The organism is Nocardia sp. CA-135953 (genome assembly GCF_050955735.1).
Lineage (GTDB): Bacteria > Actinomycetota > Actinomycetes > Mycobacteriales > Mycobacteriaceae > Nocardia.
The window spans coordinates 1,153,017-1,175,789 of record NZ_CP192082.1; the positions used below are offsets into that span (position 1 = coordinate 1,153,017).

A 22,773-nucleotide genomic window follows, 5' to 3' on the forward strand; every position below is an offset into this window, starting at 1 on the left:
ACGGGCCGACCGAAGGGCGTATCGGTCGAGCACCGCGCCATTGCCAACCAACTCGCCTGGATGCACGCCGAATATCGGCCGCGCGTCGGCGATGTCTATCTGCAGAAGACCGCGACCACCTTCGACGTTTCGCTGTGGGGATACTTCCTGCCGCTGCGCGCGGGCGCGACCCTGCTCCTCGCCACGCCCGATGGCCACCGCGATCCGCGCTATCTCGCGGAAACCATTGCCCGCCACGGCGTCACACTGACCGACTTCGTGCCATCGATGCTCGCGGTTTTCGCCGCCCATGCCCAAGTGAACGAACTCGATTCGCTGCGCGATGTTTTCGTCATCGGCGAGGCCTTGCCGCCGGAGACCGTCGCGGCCTTCCACGCGGTGAGCGATGCCGCGCTGCACAATCTGTACGGCCCGACCGAGGCGGCCGTATCCATTACCCATCGCGAGGTCACGGTCGACGACGAGCTGGTGCCGATCGGCGAGCCGGAGTGGAATTCCCAGGTGTACGTGCTGGATGCGCGACTGCATCCGGTACCGATCGGGGTACCCGGCGAACTGTATCTGGCCGGTGACCAGCTGGCCCGCGGCTACCACGGCCGGGTCGATCTGACCGGTGAGCGGTTCGTGGCCAACCCTTTCGGGCGAGCGGGTGCGCGAATGTATCGCACCGGGGATCTGGTGCGCTGGAGCGCCGATGGGGAACTCGTCTACCTCGGCCGGGGGGACTTCCAGGTGAAGTTCCGCGGTCAGCGCATCGAGCTCGCCGAGATCGAGACGGCACTACTCGCGGTGCCCGAGGTGAGTCAGGCCGCGGTACGGCTGATCGATGGTGACTATTTCGCGGGGTATGTGATTCGCACGCCGGGCAGCGTTTTGGATCTCGAGGCTGTCAAGGCCGGGCTGGCCCGGCGTCTTCCTGGATATATGGTGCCGACCGCACTGGTCGAGCTGCCCGAATTCCCGCTCAACAGTAGCGGCAAGCTGGACCGCGAGGCGCTGCCGGTGCCGGTGCTGCGGCAACAGAGCTTCCGCGCGCCGACCAATGCGGCGCAGCGTCTGGTCGCCGCGGTATTCGCCGAGGTGCTGCGGCTGGAACGAGTCGGCCTCGATGACGATTTCTTCGCGCTCGGCGGCAGTTCGCTGGATGCCACCCAGGTCACCGCGCGGGCGGGGGAGGCCATCGGCATGCGCATCCCGGTGCGCGCCCTTTTCGACGCCTCGACGGTCGAGGGATTCGCGGCCGCCGTCGACGAGCTCAGTAGGACGGGTGCGGCCGCGCGTCCGCTGGTGCGCCGCGAGCGACCGGCGCGCATCCCGCTCTCGCCCGCCCAACAGCGGCTGTGGTTTCTCAACCGGATCGAAACCCAGGACGGCGCCGCGAGCGTGTACAACCTCCCGGTCGTGCTCCGGCTCACCGGCAGGCTCGATGTCACCGCGCTGGAGCGTGCGGTGCACGATGTGCTGTCCAGGCACGAATCGCTGCGCACCATCTACCCGGACAGCGAATCCGGTCCGTACCAGTCGATTCTGGTACCGGCCGATATCGGCCTGACCCTCGATCCGGTACCGGTCGATCGTGCCGATCTGACGGCTGCCATTACCGCGATCACGACGGCCGGATTCGACGTGAGCACCGAACTGCCCTCGCGCGTAGCGTTATTGAGCGTTGACCGGGTGGATGATCGGCACGGCATTTCCGGTGACGAATACGTGTTGGTCTTCGTCGTTCACCACATCGCCGCCGACGCATTGTCGATGACACCGCTGATCACCGATCTGGTGCACGCCTACCTGGCCAGATCAGGTACTGCATCGCGCGGCGATTCGATGGGGGGTGGTGGGCCGAGCCGCAAGCCCGACTGGCGCGAGCTGCCGGTCCAGTACGCGGATTACAGCCTCTGGCATCGCGAACTGCTCGGTTCCGAGGACCGGCCGGGCGATCCGGCATACCAGCAGTTGCGATTCTGGCGCGCCGCTCTCGACGGCACGCCGACCCAACTCGCGCTGCCGACCGACCGGCCCCGCCCCGCGCTGCCCTCGAATCGCGGTGCCGCGGTAAATTTCGAGATAGATCCCGAGTTGGCCGGCGCGCTACGCGTACTGGCACATCGCAGCGGTGCGACGCTGTTCATGGTGGTGCACGCGGCCTTCGCCGCGACGATTGCCAGATTGAGCGGCACCGATGACGTGGTGATCGGCTCGCCCGTCGGCGGTCGCGGGGAGCGCCAACTCGACGCGCTCATCGGCATGTTCGTGAACACTTTGGTACTGCGGACTCGGGTCGACGCGGCCGCCCCCTTCACCGAACTCCTTGCGGGCGTGCGTGATTGCGATCTCGCTGCCTTCGCCAATGCCGATCTGCCGTTCGAGCGACTGGTCGATGCCATGGCCGTGGACCGGAGAACCGGCGCGCACCCGCTGTTCCAGGTGCTGTTCAGCTTCGGCGCGGCACCGCGCGGCGTCGCGGGCAGTCGGGCGCTCGAGGTGCCGTGGCTCACCGTGCAGCCGCTCGAATGCCCGGATACCACAGCGAAATTCGACCTGCACCTGGTGGTGAACGAACGCGCCGGTGATCACGGGCTCAGCGGAAGTCTGCGCTATGCCACCGACCTGTTCGATGCGGCGACCGTCGCCGCGTTCGTCCGTCGCTTTCGGCGGGTACTCGCCGCGGTGGCCGATGCGCCGCAGACCCGGATCGGTGCGATCGAGCTGTTGGCTGCCGACGAGCGGTCGATATTGGACCGCTGGAACGACACGACGCACGCTGTCGACGAAACCCGGACGCTCGCTTCATTATTTGCCGAGCAGGTGTTGCGTACTCCAGGGCCACCTGCGCTCACCTTCGAGGGGACGACCCTGTCCTATGCGGAGTTGGCCGGACGGGTGAACCGGTTGGCGCGCTGGCTGATCGAACAGGGTGTTGGTCCGGATTCGCTTGTCGCACTCGGCATGCGGCGCTCGATCGACCTGGTAGTCGGCATGTATGCCATCACCGTGGCGGGCGGCGGCTATGTACCGCTGGATCCGGACCATCCGGCCGAACGCACCGGCCACATCCTCGATACCGCCGATCCGCTCTGCGTGCTCACCTCGGGTATGGATCTGGATATCGCCGCCACACAGGTCCGTATCGATCGTCTCGACCTTTCCAAGTATTCGGTCGCGCCGGTTACCGATGTGGATCGGCGCGCGCCGCTGCGGGCCGCCAATACCGCCTACGTCATCTTCACCTCGGGCTCCACGGGTCGCCCGAAGGGTGTTGCGATGACCCACCGTGGCATCGTGAACCGCCTGCTGTGGATGCAATCGGCGCACGTCGCGCTCGATGGCACCGATGCGCTGCTGCAGAAGACGCCGGTGACCTTCGATGTTTCGGTGCCCGAGTTCTTCTGGCCGCTGCAGGTCGGCGCCCGGCTGGTTTTGGCTCGTCCGGACAGTCATCAGGATCCGGTGTATCTGGCGGATCTCATTCGGCGCGAGTCGATTACGGTCGCGCATTTCGTACCTTCCATGCTCGCTGTCTTCGTCGCGGACGATATCGATGTGTCGCCACTGCGGCACGTGCTCTGCTCGGGCGAAGCGCTGCCCGCCACCATCGCCCAGCGGGCACGGGCGGTTACCGGCGCGCGGGTGCACAACATGTACGGGCCCACCGAGACGGCGGTCGAGGTCAGCGCATACGAGGTGACCGCTGCCGATAGCGGTCAGCTGCCGATGGGCGGACCGATCTGGAATACCCGTGCGTATGTGCTCGATGCGCGGTTGCGTCGGGTGCCTGTCGGTGTGCCCGGGGAGCTGTATCTGGCCGGAGCTCAGCTGGCCCGCGGCTATCTCGGTCGGGCCGATCTGACCGGTGAGCGGTTCGTGGCCGATCCGTTCGGTCCGGCCGGTGCGCGGATGTATCGCACCGGCGATCTGGTCGTCTGGCGGGCGGCCGCTCAACGGGGTGTGCTGGAATACCTCGGTCGCACCGACTTCCAGGTGAAGGTCCGCGGCCTGCGAATCGAACTCGGTGAGATCGAGTCGGCATTGCTGTCGGTTGCCGCGATCGCGCAGGCAGTCGTCGTGGTTCGCGACGACCACGGTGACCAACTGGTCGCCTACCTGGTGGCGGACGGTGAACTCGATACCGAAAGCGTTCGAGCCGAACTCGCGCGGCATCTGCCCGCCTACATGGTCCCGTCCGCCTTTGTCGTCTTGGCCGAATTCCCGATCACAACCTCCGGGAAGTTGGATCGAAAAGCATTGCCCGCACCGGCTTTCGTTGCTGCCGAGTTCCGTGCGCCCGGCGATCTCGCGGAAACCCTTGTCGCCGAGACATTCACCGCGCTGCTCGGCGTCGACCTGGTCGGTGCGGATGACGATTTCTTCGCCCTCGGCGGCAATTCGCTCATCGCCACGCAACTCGCGGCCCGGCTGACCAAGGCGACCGGCGCGGATATACCCGTCCGCACCATCTTCGATGCATCGACAGTGCGGGAGCTGGCGCGCCGGATCACGGTCGAGCAGGAGGCCGCGCCGCCGACCTTGCCGCCGTTGACGGTTCAGGATCGCAATGAGCCGATTCCGCTGTCGATCGCCCAGCAGCGCATGTGGTTCCTGAACCGATTCGACTCCGCGAGTGGCGGATACAACATCCCGTTCGCGCTACGCCTCACCGGTGTGCTGAATGTGCCCGCACTGGAACGTGCGATTGCCGATGTCATCGCCAAGCACGAGACACTGCGCACCATCTATCCCGAACGCGACGGCGCCGCGACGCAGGTGGTGCTGCCCGCCGGGACCAAGTTGGTGGAACTCGTCGCTCGTGCGGTGTCGACATCCGAGTTGCCCGAACTCGTCGCCACCGCCGCCCGGACCGGATTCGATGTCACTGCCGAAGTTCCGTTGCGTGTCCGGCTACTCCGAATCGACGACGGTGACAGCAGGTCCCGCCAACAGATGTACGTACTGCTGTTCGTCGTGCACCACATCGCCGCCGACGGCTGGTCTTTCGCGCCGCTGACCAGGGATCTGGCGACCGCCTATGTGGCTCGCTGTGCGGATGTCGCACCGTCCTGGAGCCCGCTCGCCGTGCAGTACGCGGACTTCGCGATCTGGCAGCGCGATGCTATGGGCCGGGCCGATGACAAGGGTTCGCTGCTGGCCCATCAGCTGCGGTACTGGACCGGTCGGCTCGCGGGCGTTCCCGAGGTATCGACGCTGCCGACGAACCGGCCGCGCCCTGCGGTCGCTTCGAACCGCGGCGGTGCCATCACCGGCCGCCTCGATCGGGTATTGCACCTGGGCATCCAGGATCTGGCGGCCGCCCATCGGGTCACCCCGTTCATGGTGCTGCACGCCGCGCTCGCGGTACTACTGAGCCGCCTGAGCGCTGCCGACGACGTCGTCATCGGTACGCCGGTCGCCGGACGCGGTGACCAAGCCCTGGACGAGCTCGTCGGCATGTTCGTCAATACGTTGGTGCTGCGTACCGAGGTGCGCGCCGACGCAACGCTCGGTGAGCTCTTGGCGACCGTCCGCGCAGCGGATCTGGCGGCCTTCGATCACGCCGTCGTGCCCTTCGAACAGCTCGTCGAAGTGGTGAATCCCGTTCGCTCGCAGGCACATGCGCCGCTTTATCAGGTGGCGATGACGTTGCAGAACCAGTCCGCGCCGGACTTCCGACTGCACCGTTTGAATATCGCCGCACTCGATATCGGACCCGCGCCGATCCAGCTGGATCTGGACTGGACGCTGACCGACCGCTACGACGCCGATGGCGCACCCGACGGCATTGATGTGCATCTGCACTACGCGCTGGACCTCTTCGACAAGGCAACCGTCGACGGGTTCCTGGCAGGTTTCGAGCGGGTAGTACGCGCCATGGTGCGTGACGTGCAAACCCTGGTCGGCAATGTCGAGTTGATGTCGGTGGCCGAACGCGGACTGCTGCTTTCGGATCGCAATGCCACCGCGCGGCTACTGCCTTCCGAAACCCTCGACGATCTGCTGACGGCCCGGGTGGCCGCGACACCCGATGCCGTTGCGGTGATCTTCGAGGACACCTCGGTGACCTATGCGGAACTCGAAGCCCAGGTGAATCGCCTTGCGCATTGGCTCATTTCGGCAGGTGTGGGTCCGGAGACGATCGTCGGACTCGCCGCGCTGCGATCCGTCGACATGCTCGTGGCCGTATTCGCGATCGTGCGTGCGGGCGGTGCCTACCTGCCATTGGATCCGGCCCATCCGGCCGAACGGATCGCGCAGGTGATCGACAGTGCCGCACCGGCACTGGTGTTGGCCGTCGGCGGCGCGGAGCTGCCCGACCTCGGTGCCGTCCGTGTCGTCGATATCACCGACCTCAGCAGTTCGGACGCCGCGCCGAGCGACAGAGCGCCACTGCGCCGCGACAATACGGCGTACGTGCTGTTCACGTCCGGCTCGACCGGCCGGCCGAAGGGTGTCGCGGTCACCCACCGCGCCATCATGAACCAGCTGCGCTGGCTCGAGTTCCGCTACGGCGTCACCGCCGCCGATCGCATTCTGCAACGTGCCCCGCTCACCTTCGATGTCTCGGTGTGGGAGTGTTTTCTGCCGATCGCGGTCGGTGCACCGCTGGTGATCGCCCGTCCGAGCGGCCACCTCGACCTGGCGTATTTCGCCGGACTTTTACGCGAACACGGCATCACCATCGCCGAGTACGTGCCATCGGTACTCGCGGCGCTCATCGGTGAGGGCATGGGCGATGCGCTGCGCTCCTTTCGCCACCTGCACTGCGGCGGTGAGGCGCTCACCCCGGACCTGCTCGCAGCAATTCGCGAACATGTCGGCGGCGCGGTGCACAACGCGTACGGCCCGACCGAGGCGGCGATCTCGGCGATCTATCACGAATTCACCGACCACGATTCCGGCCACGATGTCGCCATCGGACGTCCGTGCTGGAACACTCGCGCCTACGTCCTGGACGCACGGTTGCGCCCGGTCCCGATCGGTGTCACGGGCGAGCTGTATCTCGCCGGCGACCAACTGGCCCGCGGTTACCACAACCGCGCCGGACTGACCGCCGAGCGCTTCGTGGCCGATCCGTTCGGTGTACCCGGCCGGTTGATGTACCGCACCGGCGATCTGGTGCGCTGGAACCGCGACGGCGACCTGATCTACCTGGGCCGCAATGATTTCCAGATCAAGTTGCGTGGTCAGCGGATCGAACTCGGGGAGATAGAGTCGGCGCTGGCCGGGGTGGCGGGCGTGACGAATGCCGCGGTGGTATCGACGCGCGACACCTCCGGCTACGACTGCCTGGTCGGCTACATCAGTGGGACGGAACTGTCCTCGGATGCGGTACTCGCGCAGGCGCGTGCGCATCTGCCCGCATACATGGTGCCCGCACACCTGGTTGTGCTGGACGAGATGCCGCTCACCACGGTCGGCAAACTCGACCGCGCGGCGCTTCCCGCAGTCGAAGTCGTCGGTACCGCAACGGAATCCCGTGCACCGCGGGAAGGCACCGAATCGGTACTCGCCGCACTGATAGCCGACCTGATCGGTGGCGTGCGGGTCGGCGCGGATGACGATTTCTTCGCGCGCGGTGGCAATTCGCTATCGGCCATGCGCCTAGTGGCTCGAGCGAACGCGGCGTTCGGTAGTGCGCTGACCGTGCGCGAGATCTTCGAAGCACCGACCGTGGCCGAATTGGCTCTGCGGGTGACGCGCGCCGATGTCGCGCGGCCCGCGCTCGTGGCTAGGGGTCGTCCGGAGCGTATTCCGTTGTCGCTGGCCCAAACTCGGATGTGGCTGCTGAATCGGATCGATCCCGAATCGTCCGTTTACAACATTCCGATCACCATCCGCCTGACCGGTGCATTGGACGAAGCAGCGCTGCGTGCCGCGCTGGGCGATGTTGTCGCCCGGCACGAGTCGCTGCGCACTGTGTTCCCCGCGGACAGCATCGGTCCCGCGCAGGTGGTGACTGAATCGACCTTGGACCTGCAGCGGGTCGATATCGCCGAATCCGACCTGACCGCGGCGGTTGTCGGCGTCACCCGGATCGGGTTCGATCTGCGCACCCGGATACCCGTGCGCGCCAAGCTGTTCCGGATCGCGTCCGACGATCATCTGCTCGTCGTGGTGGTGCACCACATCGCCGCCGACGGTGTTTCAACGGCCCCGCTGGCGCGAGATCTGATGGTGGCATACCGCGCTCGCACCGAAGGCGTGGCACCGTGGTGGCAGCCGCTGCCGGTCCAGTACGCGGACTTCACACTGTGGCAGCACGACGTGCTCGGCTCCGTTGACGATCCCGACTCCGTACTGGCCCGACAGATCGCGCATTGGCGCACCGAACTCGACGGACTTGCTCCGGTGCTGGAATTGCCGGCCGATCGCACGCGCCCCGCCGTGGCATCCGGTCGCGGTGCGGCGTTCGAGTTCGCCATCACCTCGGAACTGACCGCCGCGATCGCGGATCTGGCGCGCAAACACGGCGTGTCGTCGTTCATGGTGGTGCACGCCGCTTATGCGGCATTGCTGGCCCGACTTGCGCGCGTGGAGGATATCGCCATCGGCACCCCGGTCGCGGGCCGGGCCGAGGCAGCGCTGGACGATCTGGTCGGCATGTTCGTCAACACGCTGGTGTTGCGCACCGAGGTCGCGGCCGGGGCAACCTTCGCCGAACTGCTCGACGGGGTGCGTGCCACCGATGTCCGGGCATTCGAACATGCCGATCTGCCGTTCGAGCGCCTGGTCGACGAGTTGAATCCGGTTCGTTCGCAAGCGCATTCGCCGATCGTGCAGACATTGCTCACCTTCGAGCATCGTGACGATACGGTGTTGCGCCTACCCGGGCTCGAGGTCGCCGCGTATCCCATCGACAATCAGGTCGCTCAGTTCGACCTCGCGCTCGAACTCGCGGAAGGCGACGGTACCGCGCTGCGTGCCGTCATGCGCTACGCGACGGATCTGTTCGACCGGGCGACGGTCGAATCGTTCGCGGTCCGCTTCGTGCGCTTACTCGAGGCGGTGGTAGCCGATTCCGCCGTACGCGTCGGCGATATCGAGCTACTGGACCGCGACGAGCTGTCTCTGCTCGATCGTTGGAACGACACCTCGTTCGCGATAAACCGGTCACAGACTCTGGTTTCGCTGTTCGAGGAACAGGTACTGCGGACACCCGACGCGACCGCGGTGACGTTCGAGGGGCGGAGTCTGTCCTACGCCGAGTTCGCGGGCCGGGTCCATCGCTTGGCGCGATGGCTGGTCGGGCATGGCGTGGGCCCGGATTCGGTTGTCGCGCTGGGCATGCGGCGCTCGCTCGACTTGGTGGTCGGCATGTACGCGGTCACTGTCGCCGGTGGCGCGTATCTGCCGCTCGACCCCGACCATCCGGCCGACCGGATCGCCTATGTGCTCGAGACAGCGCGTCCGGTGTGGGTGCTGACTTCGGGTACTGATCTGGAAGCTGTTACGGCACGCCAGGTTCGGATCGATCGTCTGGAGCTGACGCGATATTCACCCGCGCCGCTCACCACGAAGGATCGTCTCGGCGGGCTGTTGCCGAACCACCTCGCGTATGTCATCTTCACCTCTGGTTCGACCGGCCGTCCCAAGGGCGTCGCGGTGTCCCATGCCGCGATTGTCAACCGCCTGGTGTGGATGCAGTACGAGTATGGACTCCACGCCGACGACGCGGTATTGCAGAAGACCCCGGCGACTTTCGATGTCTCGGTCTGGGAGTTCTTCTGGCCGTTGCAGATCGGAGCGCGATTGGTGCTCGCGCGGCCGGACGGTCACCGGGATCCCGCCTATCTGGCGCGGTTGATCAGCGACGAAGGAATCTCCGTCGCGCATTTCGTGCCTTCGATGCTCGCGGTGTTCCTAGCGGAACCCCGTGTGCGCGAATGCGTCACGCTGCGAACTCTATTCGCCTCCGGTGAGGTGCTGTCCGCACCGACCGCGCAGCGAGCCCGTGAGCTGACCGGTGCCCGCGTGCACAATCTGTACGGGCCGACCGAGGCCGCGGTCGATGTCACCTTCCACGAGGTGACTGCTGCCGACGCGGAGTCGGTGCCGATCGGCAAGCCGGTGTTCAATACCCGATTGCTGGTGCTGGATGCTCGGATGCGGCTGGTCCCGGTGGGTGTGCCCGGTGAGTTGTACCTCGCGGGTGAGCAGTTGGCGCTCGGCTATGTACGGCGGCCGCAGCTGACCGCTGAACGTTTCGTCGCGAATCCCCACCGCGTGGGGGAGCGGATGTATCGCACCGGTGACCTCGTCCGGTGGACTGCGGAGGGCGAGCTGGAGTACCTGGGCCGCACCGACTTCCAGGTGAAACTGCGCGGGTTGCGCATCGAACTCGGCGAGATCGAATCCGCGCTCACCGCACTGGATGTCATCGAGCAGGCCGTTGTCGTGGTGCGTAGCGACGAGCGACTAGGCGATCAGTTGGTCGCCTACCTGGTGGCTGACCGCGCAGTCGATATCGACGACGTGCGCGCGGAACTGGACGCCGCACTGCCCGCGTATATGGTTCCGTCGGCCTGCGTCGTGCTCGATGCCCTCCCGCTCAATACTTCCGGCAAGCTCGATCGCGCCGCGCTGCCGGCTCCCGTATTCGAGACCGCCACCTACCGACCTCCCTCGACCGAGACCGAACAGACCGTTGCCGAGATCATGGGCGAACTGCTCGGCATCGAGCGAATCGGCGCCGACGACAACTTCTTCGCACTCGGTGGCAATTCACTGATCGCCACTCAGCTGGCTGCCCGGATCGGTGCCGCGCTGGATGCCGAAGTCCCCGTGCGGATGATGTTCGAGGCACCGACCGTTGCCGGAGTGGCCACCCGCGCCGCCCTGCTCACCGGCACGGGCGGTCGTCCGGAGCTCACCGCGCGCCAACGCCCGGACCTGATTCCGCTTTCCCCCGCACAGCAACGGATGTGGTTCCTCAACCGCTTCGATCCCGGCGAGACGGTGAACAATATTCCGGTCGCGATCCGGCTCACCGGAGATCTCGACACCGATGCGCTGGCCGCCGCGCTGGCCGATGTCGTCGCCCGCCACGAAACCCTGCGCACCGTATATCCGGACGTCGATGGCACCGGCTACCAACGGATTCTGGTCGCGACGCCCGAAATCCGCGAGCTGGATTCGTCGGCACTGGTGGACCTGGTTGCCACACCTTTCGACGTGACTACCGAAATACCGCTGCGTATCGGCGTGGCCACCCTGTCGGAGCGCGAGCACCTACTCGCCATCGTGGTCCATCACATTGCGGCGGACGGGTTCTCGATGCCCCCGCTGGCGCGCGATATCGCCACCGCATACGCGGCACGGGCCACCGGCACCGCACCGACGTGGACAGACCTGCGTGTGCAGTACGCGGATTACGCTCTCTGGCAACGCGAGGTCCTCGGAGCCGAGGACGATCCGGAATCGGTGGCCGCACAGCAACTGCGCTACTGGAGCGGCGTACTCGGCGGGTTGCCCGCTCAGCTCGACCTGCCCTCTGATCGGCCACGTCCCGCGGTTGCCAGTAACGCCGCCGCCAGCACCACCATCGGGCTCGATGCCGCCATCCGCGACGGCATAGCCGCCATCGCCGCCCGATACGACGTCAGCCCGTTCATGGTCGTCCATGCCGCGCTGGCCACCTTGCTGGCGCGACTGTCCGGCATGGACGACATCGCCATCGGCGCACCGATCGCAGGCCGCGGTGCCGCCGCCCTCGATGACCTCGTCGGCATGTTCGTCAACACACTGGTGCTGCGCACCGAGGTGGCGGGCTCGGACTCCTTCGCCGCCGTACTGCGTCGGGTCCGCGACGGTGACCTGGATGCCTTCGCCAATGCCGATGTGCCGTTCGAGCGGCTGGTCGAGGTGTTGGATCCGCCGCGCTCCGAGGCACGGCATCCGCTGTTCCAGGTCGCGCTGTTCTTCCAGAATCTCGCGCCCGTATCGGTGGAGCTGGCGGGCATTACTGTCGCCGAATACGAGATCGAATACGAGACAACACGATTCGATTTGCAACTGACCGTAGCCGACGACGTCCTGCGCTTCACCTACGCCACCGACCTCTTCGACGAGTCGACCATCGCGATCTTCGGCGCACGCTTCACCCGGCTGCTCGGCGCGGTCATCAGCGATCCGGAACAGGTGGTCGGCGATATCGATCTGTTCGAGACCGGTGAGCTGGAACGGGTGGTGACCGCATGGAACGATTCCGCGCACACCGCATTCGTGTCGGAAATGCTGCTCGACGAATTCGAGCAGCAGGCCGCCGCGACACCGGACGATATCGCCTTGGTCTTCGACGGAACCACCATGACCTACGGCGAATTGGACCGCACGACCAACCAGCTGGCTCGACATCTGATCGCGACCGGTGTCGGGCCGGAATCTTTGGTGGCATTGGCGATTCGGCGTTCGGTCGATCTCGTGGTCGCCATGTACGCGGTGCTCAAGGCGGGCGGCGCTTATGTACCGATCGACCCCGACCATCCTGCCCAGCGCATCGCGCACATCATCGGCACCGCCGCACCTATTGTGCTGCTCACCATCGAAAGTGATCGTCAGGACTTCGGATATGCCGGCTCGACAGTGTGTGTCGATACGGTCGCGCTGGGTGACTATGCCGACGACCCGATCGCGGTGAACGAGCGGACCGCGCCCATTCACCCGCAGAACCCGGCCTACGTGATCTTCACCTCCGGTTCGACCGGAAAACCCAAGGGTGTCAGCGTCTCCCACGCCGCGATCGTCAACCAGATGGCGTGGATGCAGTCCGAGTACCAGCTGATCGCCGAAGACGTATACCTGCAAAAAACGGCGACCAGCTTCGATGTCTCGCTGTGGGGCTATTTCCTGCCGCTGCGCATCGGCGCAACGCTGGTGCTCGCCACCCAGGACGGTCACCGCGATCCCGGCTACCTCGCCGAAGTGATCGCCGAATACGGCGTGACCGTCACCGATTTCGTGCCATCGATGTTGAGCGAGTTCGCGAGACATATCGAAACCGCTGCCGTTCTCGACACATTGCGCACGGTATTCGTCATCGGTGAAGCACTGCCCGCCGAGACCGTCCGTGCCTTCGGCGCGTTGAGTTCCGCGCGCCTGCACAACCTCTACGGCCCGACCGAGGCCGCGGTGAGCATTACCCACCGCGACGTCACCGGTGAAATCGAACGCACCGTCATGCCGATCGGCAATCCGGAATGGAACAGCCGCGTGTACGTGTTGGATTCCCGGCTACGACCGACGTTGCCAGGGGTCGCCGGTGAGTTGTATCTGGCAGGCACCCAACTCGCTCGCGGCTATCACGGCAGGCCCGATCTGACGGCGGACCGCTTCGTAGCGAATCCATTCGGACCCGTAGGTGAACGCATGTATCGCACCGGCGACTCGGTCCGCTGGGACACCAGTGGCGTCACCCCTGAACTCGTGTACCTGGGCCGCACCGACTTCCAAGTGAAGTTCCGCGGCCAGCGCATCGAACTCGGGGAGATCGAGGCGGTACTCGCGGCGGTGCCCGGTGTTTCGCAGGCCGCGGCAGGCGTGGTCGGCGACCGACTCGTCGGCTATGTGGTGAGTGATGCACAAGATGTGCGCGCGGCAGTTCTGGCGGCCGCGGTGAATGCGTTGCCGTCCTACATGGTCCCATCGGCGATCGTCGTACTGGCCGCATTCCCGCTCAACGCCTCCGGCAAATTGGATCGAAAGGCACTGCCGGAGCCGGTATTCGACAGCGTCGCCTACCGTGCCCCGGTCACCCCGGCCGAACGGCTGGTGGCCGAGGCATTCGAGGCCGTACTCGCGCGGTCGCCGATCGGCGCGGACGACAACTTCTTCGACCTCGGCGGCAACTCACTCATCGCCATCCGAGTCCTGGCCAGACTCGGCGAGCGGCTCGGTCGGGTGCCTGTGCGGTTGCTGTTCGAGGCGCCCACCGTGCATGCCTTCGCGGCATGCCTGGCCGCGCACGCACACGACCAGCTTGTACCACTGATCGCCGGGCCACGCCCCGAGCGCATTCCGCTCGCACCGGTACAGCGCGGCATGTGGTTCCTCAATCAACTCGACCCGGACTCGGCTGCCCACAATATTCCGGTCGCGGTGCGCATCGCAGGCGAGTTGGACCAGGCGGCGCTGTGTGCCGCGTTCAAGGATGTGATCACCCGCCATGAGGCACTGCGCACGGTGTATCCGGCCGATGCGAACGGCATCGGACACCAGGTGATCCTGCCGGCCGAACCGGCCCCGGTATCCCTCGTGGTCGAGACCCCGAGCTCGGTGGACGAGCGCATCGCCGATTTCCTCGGCACCGGCTTCGATATCACCACCGAGGTGCCGGTGCGCGCGATACTGCTGCGGGAGCACGCGACCAGCCATGTGCTCGTCGCCGTGCTGCACCACATCGCGGCGGACGGCTATTCGATGGGTCCGCTGCTGCGAGACCTGTTGTCGGCCTATCTGTCCCGAGTGATCGGCGGGACCCCGGTCTGGCCGGAGCTCGCGGCACAGTACGCCGATTACGCACTCTGGCAAACGGCCGAGCTGGATTCGGTTGCGGCCGAACAACTCACGTACTGGACCGAAGCGTTGCGGGATCTGCCGGAAGAACTGGCATTGCCCACTGATCGGCCACGCCCGGCTGTCGCGTCCAAGCGTGGCGGCGCGGTGCGTGCCCGCATCGGCGGTGGTGTCGGCGCCCGCATCCACGAGCTGGCCGCGCGTCACAACGCGACACCGTTCATGGTGGTGCACGCCGCACTTGCCGTATTGCTGGCCCGGGTGTCGGGCTCCGCCGATATCGCCATCGGCACCCCGGTCGCGGGTCGCGGCGCGGCGGCGTTGGACGACCTGGTCGGCATGTTCGTGAACACCCTGGTGCTGCGCACATATCCGGACCCGGCCCGTTCGTTCACCGATCTACTCCATGAGACCAGAACAAACGATCTGGCCGCGTTCGCCCATGCGACCGTTCCGTTCGAGCGCGTCGTCGATGAACTCGGCATCGAGCGCTCGCAGTCCAAGCATCCGTTGTTCACCGTGGCGCTGAGCTATCCGAATACCGGCACGGAGGAATTCACGCTGCCAGGCCTGGAGTTGACGGCTGTCGAATTCGATGAACAGGTGGCGCGCTTCGATCTCCAGTTCACCGTCGCGGCGGCATTCGACGCCGAAGGTCACCTGGCAATCGAACTCGACTATGCGACAGACCTTTTCGACGCAACAACCGCTACGGGACTGCTTCGCCGCTTCGGTCGGGTGATCGGCGCGCTCACCGAGAATCCATCCGCGCCGATCGGCGCCATCGATGTGCTCACTCCGGCCGAACGGAGCGAACTGCTCGGCAGGCGCGGCGGTGAACTGGTGCCGCCGCGTACTCTCGCCGAGCTGATGGCCGACGCCGTGGCAATGAATCCCGATGCGCTGGCTCTGCTTTCGGACGACCGTGAGCTGACCTACCGCGCACTGGACGAGCACTCGTCCCGGCTGGCCAGAATGCTGACCGGGCACGGCATCGGCGCCGAGGACTTCGTCGCCGTGGCCATCCCGCGTTCCGTGGAATCCGTGCTCGCGGTCTGGGCGGTGGCAAAGACCGGTGCGGCCTTCGTCCCGGTCGACCCGACGTATCCGGCAGATCGCATCGCACACATGCTGTCGGATTCCGGTGCCGCCGTGGGCCTTACGCTCACCGCATGCCGCCCGGCACTGCCCGGCACCGCCGAATGGCTGGTACTCGACGCACCGGCCACGGCCGCCCGCATACGGCATTCGAGCGCGGCACCCCTTGCGCCCGATGAGCTGATCCGTCCGGTGCGCGTGGCCAATCCCGCGTGGATGATCTACACCTCGGGTTCGACCGGCACCCCGAAGGGCGTAATCGCGACCCACGGCGGCCTCGCGGGCGTGGCGCGCGCACAGCGGGATCGCTACCAGGTCACCGCGACATCCCGCGTCCTGCACGTGGCATCGCCCAGTTTCGACGCCTCCATGCTCGAACTCTTGCTGGCCCTGCCCGCCGGCGCCGCACTGGTGATCGCTGCGGCCGGTGTCTACGGCGGTGCGGAATTGACCGCGCTCATCCGCGAGCAACGGGTGACCCACGCCTTTATCACCCCGGCCGTGCTGCAAACACTGGATCCCGACGAACTCCCCGAACTCACCCACCTGACCGTCGGCGGTGAGTCCTACGGCCCCGATACGGTGCGACGCTGGGGAACCGGGCGTGCGTTCCACAACACCTACGGTCCGACCGAGACCACGATCATCACCAATATCAGCGCACCACTGCGGCCCGGCGAATTCGATCTAGGCACCACCATTCACGGCATGTCCGCGGTGGTGCTCGATGCTCGATTGCAACCCGTCCCGGATGGGGTGACCGGCGAACTGTACTTGCGCGGGCCGGGTCTGGCTCGCGGATACCACGCGCGGCCGGGACTTACGGCGGATCGTTTTGTCGCCGATCCCTACGGTCCGGCGGGCGGGCGGCTGTACCGGACCGGTGATCTGGTGCGCTGGACCGCATCCGGCGCGGTCCAGTACGTAGGACGTGCCGACCATCAGGTGAAGGTGCGCGGTCTGCGCATCGAACCAGGTGAGATCGACGCGGTGCTCTCGGCCCACGAGAGCGTCGAATTCGCGGTGACGATCGGGCACACCGACGCCGCAGGTTCGGTTTCGCTGGTCGCGTATGTGGTAGCTGACCGAGCGATCGACACCGCCGAACTCAGCGCTTTCGCCGCGCGCTCGCTGGCCGCCTATATGATGCCCGCCGCCATCATGGTTCTCGACCAGATCCCGCTGACCCCGGTCGGCAAGCTGGACCGCAAGGCACTGCCCGCCCCCGAGTTCCGTACCGCGACCTTCCGCGCACCGGAGACGGTCGCCGAGCGGATCGTGGCCGAAATCTTCGCCGAGGTGCTCGGCCTGGCAGCGGTCGGGCTCGACGACGACTTCTTCGCCGTCGGCGGAAACTCCCTGACCGCAACACAATTGGCCGCACGACTGAGCGCTCGATCGGACTCCTCGGTCGGCGTGCGAATTGTCTTCGAGAACCCGACCGTATCGGCCTTGGCCGCCGCTCTCGACACCACTGCGACGCGCGCACGTCCGGCGCTGACCCGGCGCACCGGCACCGATCCGGTACCGCTTTCGCTGGCACAGCAGCGCATGTGGTTCCTCAATCGCCTCGACCGCCAGTCCACCGCCTACAACATCCCACTGGCAGTGCGGCTCACCGGCGATCTCGATATCGCGGCACTCGATGCGGCCGTCAGCGACGTGGTCGAACGCCACGAGGTGCTGCGCACGGTCTACCCGCAGCGCGAAAGCGGCCCGGTACAGGTTGTTCTGCCGATGGCCGCCGCGGGAGTGCCGGTGCTGGCCCCCATTCCGGTGGCCGTCGATGATCTGACATCCGCCGTCGCGGATTTCATCGGCGCCGGATTCGATGTCACCGACTCGGTTCCATTGCGCGCCAGGCTGTTCCGTCCGGAGGCAGGCTCGGCAGCTCTCGGTGAGCACGTGCTGGTCGTGGTCGTACACCACATCGCCGCGGACGGCTCGTCACTGGTACCGCTGGCACGTGACGTGATGGCCGCCTATGCCGCACGTAAGCACGGTATTCCGCCGGAGTGGACCCCGCTGCCGGTGCAATACGCGGATTTCAGCCGCTGGCAACGGGATCTGCTCGGCAGCGAGGACGATCCGAATTCGCTGATCTCCCAGCAACTCGGGTTCTGGACCGCAACCCTCACCGGACTGCCCGCACAACTCACGCTCCCCACCGACCGTCCCCGACCCGCCATCGTCTCCACCCGCGGCCGGCATGTCGACTTCACCATCGACGCCGACATGCAGGCGAGATTGGCGGACTTGGGCCGGAACACCGGAGCGACACTGTTCATGGTCCTGCACGCCGCCTTCGCGGTACTGCTGGCCCGCCTGTCCGGCAGCGCCGATATCGCCGTCGGTACGCCCGTCGCGGGCCGTGGTGCGGCCGAACTCGACAATGTGGTCGGCATGTTCGTCAATACGCTCGTGCTCCGTACCCAGGTGGAGGCGGCGACCGGTTTCACCGAACTCCTTGGTCAGGTGCGCGCCGCGGATGTCGCCGCCTTCTCCAATGCCGACGTACCATTCGAGCGGCTGGTCGAGGTGCTGAATCCGGAGCGCTCGACCGCACGGCATCCGCTGTTCCAGGTCGGCTTCTCCTTCCACAACCAGGCCGAGGCGGAATTCGCACTGGACGGATCGACCGCCACCGCAGTCGATTTCGACTCCGAGATATCGCAATTCGACCTGCACCTGGTCGTCACCGACCGCTACGGCCCGGATGGAAACGCGGCAGGCATGGCCGCATCGATCACCTATGCCACCGCACTGTTCGACGAAGCCACGGTCGCCGGTTTCGCCGGACGACTGCAACGCCTGCTGGCCGCCGTCTGCGCCGAACCGCAGCTGCCGGTCGGAGATCTGGCGCTACTGGATACCGCCGAACGCGACCGAATGCTGGTGTCCTGGAATCGGACCCAACGCGGATTCACTCCCACTACCCTCATCGCGGCCTTCGAGGCGCAGGTCGCCGAGACGCCCGATGCGGTGGCGATTGTCGATGACTCGGTAACGGTCACCTACGGCCAGTTCGCCTCGCGGGTGAACCGACTCGCCCGCGCGCTCATCGGTCGTGGCGTCATCCCGGAATCGCTAGTGGCCCTGGCGATTCCGCGCAGTGTCGACCTGCTGGTCGCAATGTACGCGGTGGTGACCGCGGGCGGCGCGTATGTCCCGCTCGACCCGACCCACCCGCTCGACCGGACCACGAGCGTACTCGCCGCCGCGAACCCAGCACTGGTGCTGACCTCGGCCGAGCGGCCGATGCTGCCCGAGTCGGTGGCGGATCACGATGTGGTGCTGGATATCTCGGTTGCCGCCGGTGTCCTCGACAGCAGTCCGATTCGTGCTGAGGAGCGGCGGTCCACGCTGACTCCCGCACACACCGCCTACGTCATCTTCACCTCGGGATCGACCGGAACCCCGAAAGGCGTCGCCGTCCCGCATGCTGCGGTCGCACACCAATTGGACTGGCTGCAAACGGAATACGCGCTCGAAGCGCACGACGCCACGCTGCTGATGACCTCGGCGGCCTTCGATCTCTCGGTCTGGGAGTACTGGTGGGCCTTGCGCACCGGTGCCCGGGTGGTGCTGGCGCCACAGGACGCACAACGTGATCCGGCCAGCGTGCTGGATCTGATCCGACGCGCCTCCGTCACCACGGTGACGCTGGTGCCATCGCTGCTGGCCATGCTGACCGAAGTCAGCGGCGACCAGCGACTGCCGAGATCGCTGCGACGACTGCTCGTCATCGGCGAGGCACTGCCCGCCGCGACCGTCGACCGGATCGGCGCACTCACCACCGCCAGGATCGACAACCTGTACGGCCCCACCGAGGCAGCGGTCTCGGTTACCCGGTTCCGCGCCGACGCCGGTATCCGCCAGACGGTAGTCCCTATCGGCACACCGGAATCGGGAAACCAGGTCTACGTACTCGACGACCGGCTGCACCCGGTGCCGACGGGTGTAACCGGTGAGCTGTACCTGGGCGGCGCGCAGCTGGCCCGCGGCTACTACGGCAGGCCCGACCTGAGTGCGGAACGGTTCGTGGCCAACCCGTTCGGCGCACCGGGCACCCGGTTGTATCGAACCGGCGATATGGTCCGCTGGGGTACAGACGGCAACCTCGAATATGTGGAGCGCCGCGACTTCCAAGTGAAGGTACGCGGTTATCGCATCGAACTCGCCGAAATCGAGCACGCGCTGCGCTCACGTCCGGGGGTCGCCGAGACCGTTGTCATCGCCCATCGCGGCGACCTGCTGGTCGGGTATTTCACCGCCACCGAGCCGCTCGATCCGACCGCGCTGCGATCCGCACTGACCGGCACCCTGCCGAGCTACATGGTTCCGACCGTGCTGATCCAACTGGATGCCCTGCCGCTCAACGCCAATGGCAAAGTCGACCGGAGCGCACTGCCCGAGCCCGAGTTGAGCGCCAGAGAATTCCGGGCTCCTGAGACGGAGTTGGAGCTGCTGGTCTGCACCGTCTTCGCGGAGGCGCTGGAGGTCGAGCGAATCGGTATGGAGGACAACTTCTTCGAACGTGGTGGTAATTCACTGTCGGCCACTCGACTGGCGGCCCAGCTGAGTACCGCACTCGCCGAACAGATCCCGGTGGTATGGCTATTCGCCGCCCCGACACCCGCGGACCTGATCACGCAACTGGAACTGCGCCGCTCCGGCCGCGGCCGCGTCGACGCGCAAGCGGCCTTCGATGTCCTACTACCGTTGCGTCCCGGAGGCTCTCGCGAACCGCTGTTCTGCATCCACCCGGTCGGCGGCGTCGCCTGGTCGTTCGCGGGTCTGGCCGCACATATCGATGCGGAGCGCGGCATCTACGGCATCCAGTCGCCGGTGCTGAATTCGGATGCGGCGCTGCCGGATTCCATCGAGAACTGGGCCGGACACTACGTCCGCGAAATTCGCGCGGTACAGCCCGAGGGCCCCTACCACCTGCTCGGCTGGTCGCTCGGCGGTGTACTCGCGCACGCCGTCGCGAATCAATTACAGGACCAGGGCCAACATGTCGCATTGCTGGCCATGATGGACAGCCCGCTGCACATTACCGTGGACGAGACGGCGACGGTGCCGGTGGCCGATCTGCTCGGCGGACTACTCGGCGAACAGGCCGACGACACCGATACCGAACTCGATCGCACCCGGCTCGCCCGGCGCATCGCCGAACTTCCGGAGCCGTTCGCGTCCTTCGGATTCGACCGGCTCGGCCGACTCCTCGACGCGGGCACGCACTCGCTGGAACTCATCACCCGCTACCGGCCACGGCCCTATAAGGGCAATCTCGTCTACTTCACCGCCGCACTCGACGACCCCACCGGGGCCACCGGCGCGGCCGGCTGGTCCGACGCCGTCGACGGCACCGTGCACAACCACGCCGTCCAGGCCACGCACTGGCGTATGACCTCCGAATCCGCCCTCGCCCGCATCGGCCACGTCCTGACCGATGTTTTGGCGGCTGGTGCGCCCTGCCACATCAAGCCAGGGTGCGCGGAGTATTGACGATCATCCGAGCCTGCTCGCGCCAATCGGCGACCGCGCGGCCCTGGAAACCCGACAGCGCGGTATCGAATTGTTTCGCGCGCTTGGTGACGGTGAGGCCGACGTAGGTGTGGCCATTGGTGATCGCGCGGGTCGCCACCGCGCAGGCCTCGTCCACCTCGCCCGAGGCGAGCAGCGCGGTGGCGTGTTCGAACCGGACCAGCGCGGGTTCCATGGTCTCGCTCGGGTCGTAGAGCCCGATAGCTCGCTCGGATGCCAGGGCGGTCTGCTCGGCGCGGCCCAATCGGGAGTAGCCGATGGCCTGATAGAAGGCGAGCTTCTCCGGGCGGAACGAAAAGATGCCGATCGAGAGTTGTTCCGCGGGAAAATTTTCCAGCGCCTGCTCCGACTTCGAGATGCAGCGGGCGAAGCCGTCGGAATTACCCAGGCTGGCGTGCGCGCGGGCCGCCATTCCCCACAGCCAGGCCGCCGCCGGACCGTTGCCCGGATTTTCTTCGAGGCGCGGGCTGAGCAGGTTCAAAACTTCCTTCGGATTATCGCTATAGGTCGGTAAATACGACAATCCAGCCAGTGCGATGTCCTCGGAAAAGCGATCGCCGATGTCCTGGGCGGCGTGAATTGCGGTGGTGTACCACAATCGGGCCTGACCGAAATGGCCCTCATTGAACAGAATTTCGCCGACGACATTCGCCAGGCGACCAGCCGTACGGACCAGTCGGATTTGATGAGGGGTCGCCTGCCGCTCCGCGAGACAGCTGCGGACCGTACGGAATTGGTCGAGCGTGGCCTGCAGCAACTCGTGCGGCGGAACCTGCACGACGCGGGTGCCAAGGGCCTCGACGGATTGCTCGAGCAGGCCGAGCCGTCGTTCGCTCATCGAGCCCGCGTCCAGGGTGGCGAGCATCTTCTCCGGTTCGCTCGCGACCATATCGGCCGCCTGACCGGCCAGGCCCGCGCCGATGCAGGCCAACAGCAATCGCCTTCTCACGTCGTCATCCTCGACTTCCTTGTCGAGCCCGATGTCCCTACCGAGCTGTATCCGATCGAGCGCCGCGCTCGTGTCTTCGGTATCGCGGGCCGCCGTCGGATCCGCGATCGCGCGCTCGAATCGCGCGACGACGACCGAATCGGCCTCCGAGAGCACTCGATCGAGCAAACGCCTGCTTGCGGCATGCATCCGGGTTGTCCGGCCGTTCTCCCACAAGATCACGGTGCGCGGGGTGACGCCCACCAGGCGTGCGAACTCATAGCGACTTCGCTTCATCGCCACGCGAAGAGCGAGTACGTCTTCGCCGGTCCAGTCGATCTCAACCATAGGTCCCGCTCCCTCGTACCAGGTTGATTCAATCGGAAATTACTCGCATTTATCGCATTCGGCTCTGTTATCCACCGAATCGCAACGTGCACGCTTAAGCGGTACCCGGCACCGGGTTTGTACCCCAAACCCTTTCGGGGGTGCCGGCTCTCCGGAACCCGACGCACGGTCCCGACGCTGTTCCGATCCACAGCGTCGACGGCGGGTTCCGGTGGCGCTGCCGGTGCCGGGTGCACTTATCTCTTCGGCGGAGGTGAACAATGGACGTTTTGCATTCGGATATCCGGGATTTGTGGCTGGTACAGAGCCGCGACTGCAATCAAGAGCCGGTGGGTCTCAGTGAT

2 protein-coding genes (1 of these 2 cut by a window edge) are annotated in these 22,773 nt (G+C 66.1%); one reads left to right on the forward strand and one right to left on the reverse strand.

From position 1 onward, the window contains the following. Window positions 1-21,114: the 3' portion of a non-ribosomal peptide synthase/polyketide synthase gene (locus ACQPXH_RS05445; protein ID WP_433601232.1), read on the forward strand. 4,047 nt of this gene lie to the left of the window's left edge; only the last 21,114 of its 25,161 coding nucleotides appear in the window; its start codon lies off the left edge, out of view; the stop codon is at window positions 21,112-21,114. Here the strand turns inward: ACQPXH_RS05445 and ACQPXH_RS05450 are convergent. After that, entirely contained in the window at window positions 21,089-22,429 is a 1,341-nt protein-coding gene (locus ACQPXH_RS05450; RefSeq protein WP_433601233.1) for a helix-turn-helix domain-containing protein, read from the reverse strand. The two genes, ACQPXH_RS05445 and ACQPXH_RS05450, sit on opposite strands and share 26 nt — an antisense overlap. Window positions 22,430-22,773: the final 344 nt, after the last annotated feature.